Source organism: Rhizorhabdus sp. (assembly GCF_018006725.1).
In the GTDB taxonomy this organism is placed as follows: Bacteria; Pseudomonadota; Alphaproteobacteria; order Sphingomonadales; family Sphingomonadaceae; genus Rhizorhabdus.
The window spans coordinates 1-2,855 of sequence record NZ_JAGMXV010000430.1; the positions used below are offsets into that span (position 1 = coordinate 1).

Consider the following 2,855-nt stretch of genomic DNA (forward strand, 5'->3'; position numbering starts at 1 on the left):
CGCGAGTTGCGTCGCACCTTCGATACCCTGCTCATCACTGTTGCTCCTGGCTCAAACACTAACACCAACATGTTTGCTTCAACAGGCGCTTAAGCGCCTAATACTGTCGTGGCGCCTTTCCTGTTTTGGCGAGAACAGTAGGCTGCGCTCCCGTTTCGGAGGCGTCGAGCTTTTCCACGAGCACGTCGAAGCGCCAGTCGTCGCCGAAGTCATAGCGGAATTCGACAAGCTGTCGGGGAAACAGCCCGGCTTCGCCCAAGGTCACTTCGTCCGCGTAGTCGTCCTCGACATCGCTACAGCGCGGGTCATCGAAGGTGCGCTGGGTCGCGTATTCGTCCTGGTAGCGAAACTGATAGAGGTGGTCGTCATCGAATTGGAAGGCATCGAGGATGAATCTTGCGAGATCGTCGAAATCGCTTTCGGCCGGCATGACGATGCGACGCCAGACATCCGAGCCGAGCGAAACCTTGAACGTCACACTCCCGCGGAACGGCTCGACGGCCTCAGGGTCTCCCAGATAGTGGCGGCAGTTTGGGAAGAAGGGTAGCGCCCTGCTTGCCCAGAGCAGGAAGGGGTGGTGCTCCATTTCCTCTTCAGCCTCAAGCTCGTCCGGGGTCGAGTTCTTGCCCGTAGGGTTGAAGAGACGCTCCAACAAGTCGGTAGAGGTGTCGCCGAATGCCTGAAGGTAGGTCGCGCTGGCGGATAGTCCCCACGGGGTCGCGACCATGCGCTTAATCTGCCAGCCTTTGCCGGGTACGGGGGGCTCCGAAGCAATGTTGAGCAAGCCAAACAATTGCATGAGTGCGATCTGCTTCATGCCGAGCGCCCCCAACATGGCCACTTGCCACTTTTCGTCTCGCTCTTTCGCACGACTGCCAGGACGGTGGCGCTTCAGGAAGGTACAACGGTATTCCGCCATTCGGTCGGCTGCCATACCGAAACGCTCCTGCTCGAAGTCGGCAATGTTCCACCAGCGTTCGAGCAGCGAGAAATAACGCTCTGTCGGGTTGAGCAACTGCCATCGGGCGACCATAGCCTTGTCCTGAACCATCTGCGGCGTGCGCAGCGAACGATCCACCTTTCCCAACCGAGTGAAGCGCAACAGCAGGTGCAAGCCATCCACATGGGGATACGACACCTGCCTGCCGCGGCTGAGGCCGATCGGGGCGGGGTGAGTCAGTAAGCCGTTGAGTTCGGGCAGACGGGCGATGGCGAATTCGCAAGTTTTTGCTGAAACCGGGATGCCGTTGCTGCCGATGCCGTCCAGCAGGGCGTCGAAATCACGCACGATAGTCCCCGGCGGCTCGGGCATGCTGGCAACCGAGGTGAACACCGCGCGGTCCACCTCGGTGATTTGGAGAGTTTTCATGATGGGGTCGGTCCGTCGGATAACAGGGCTCGCTGGTGAAAGGCGGAGGCTGGAATGTGTAGCGAGCATCTTACCGAAAGATCGAGGAGTCGGCGCCTGGATGCAATTCCGGTTCGCCCGCGGCCGCCGAAACCGCCTTCGCCAGTCGTTCGCGCATATGGCGCCAGTGGCTGCCTTCCCAGAAGACGCGCCGGCATACTTGGCAAGTGCTGAAGTCATGCTGGCGATCTCGCACGCGGGGTGGCAGCGCGTCGATGACTTGCGCCTTATCCACGGACACGAGCGGCGCGTTGCACTTCAGGCAGCGGGAGAGCGGCCGCAGGCTGCCGGCAAGATCAAGGCGAGTGAGGATTTCCGAGAGCTGCGCATCCGGCTTCTGCGCATACACGTAACAACCGCGGCTGATGCCCCGTCGTTTGAGCAAGTCACGGTCGCGGGTCAGTACGATGCGTTCGTCGCTTCCGGAGATTCGCTGGATTTCGACATCGTCGGCAGCGTTGTCGTAAACGGTATCGAACCCGGCCATCCGCAACAGGTGGGCGAGGCCACCGAGATGCGCGTCGGCGACAAAGCGCGTGACGCGCAAGGGGTAGGGGCGCAGGCGCAGCAGGGGACTGATGTCGAAAGCCTCGAACTTCGGATAGACGGAGACGCGGTCGCCATGTCGCAGGCGCCGGGCGAAATCGACCGAAACCCCATTGACGAGGATCAGCTCGACCTCGGTATGCGGCACGCCAAGGGCTTCGATCACATGCTTGACGGTCGCGTCCGTCGCGCAGTCAAAGTCGAATTCCCGCCGGCGCCGATCACGGGCGATGAAGTCGTTCAACTCCTCGTAGAAGCGAAAGGTCGCCACCACGGTGGCGGTCGTTCGTTCCTGGTGTGCGCCGACATCCCCTTTGGGTGGCGCCACAGATGAAATTCGGCTTGGCATGGACATCCCTCTCTCGGTACAGGAAGCGAGGCACGATGCGGGACAGGGTACGCCATGGGCGCTATGATTGACTACAGCGGCTGTGGTCGGTGATACTTCGAGAAGTGGCGTTGAAATTCCTGTCCTTTTGTGCCCACCATGATGATCATCCGCGTACTCTTTCTTGCTCTCCTGCTCTCAAGCTGCGTCGATACCATGCTCGTGGGCTTTGGTGCCGACACAAACTACCTGACTTTCGATCACCCGAATTCCGAAAAGGCCTTTGCGGACGTTCGTACTAGAGCTGAAAGACTGTGCCAAGAGCGTAAACAGGTCGCAATCAAGACGGAAAGCGTCTGCTCCCTGACAAACTGCGCGACCAGCTACCAGTGCGCTGATCAGGCCGACGTGATCAAGTTCGGGCTATAGACCCAAATTCCGCGATCGAGTTTCGGTCGGGCCAGCTACGGCGGACCGGGAGCCTCCGGAGAGGCCCGAAGGAGCGCGCGGAACGGTGCCAAGCCATAGCGCAGGCCCTCGGGTGCCCCCAGAGATTGCGGATGGATGCGGATA

Annotated in this window: 3 protein-coding genes; 1 reads left to right on the plus strand and 2 read right to left on the minus strand. The window is 60.4% G+C overall.

Features of this window, described 5'->3' with window-relative positions; translation table 11 throughout:
• Window positions 1-97: 97 nt before the first annotated feature.
• Together KAY22_RS27325 and KAY22_RS27330 are read right to left on the minus strand one after the other, a co-directional pair.
• Window positions 98-1,369 (minus strand): plasmid pRiA4b ORF-3 family protein, encoded by a 1,272-nt coding sequence (locus KAY22_RS27325; protein ID WP_296626182.1) that lies wholly within the window; start codon window positions 1,367-1,369, stop codon window positions 98-100.
• Between the two features lie 70 nt (window positions 1,370-1,439).
• Window positions 1,440-2,228, minus strand: coding sequence for a Mut7-C RNAse domain-containing protein (locus KAY22_RS27330; protein ID WP_296626183.1), 789 nt, complete (start codon window positions 2,226-2,228; stop codon window positions 1,440-1,442).
• 213 nt (window positions 2,229-2,441) lie between these two features.
• Here KAY22_RS27330 and KAY22_RS27335 point away from each other — a divergent pair, with 213 nt between their 5' ends.
• Complete coding sequence (locus tag KAY22_RS27335; protein ID WP_296626184.1) at window positions 2,442-2,711, plus strand: hypothetical protein; 270 nt, start codon at window positions 2,442-2,444, stop codon at window positions 2,709-2,711.
• Window positions 2,712-2,855: the final 144 nt, after the last annotated feature.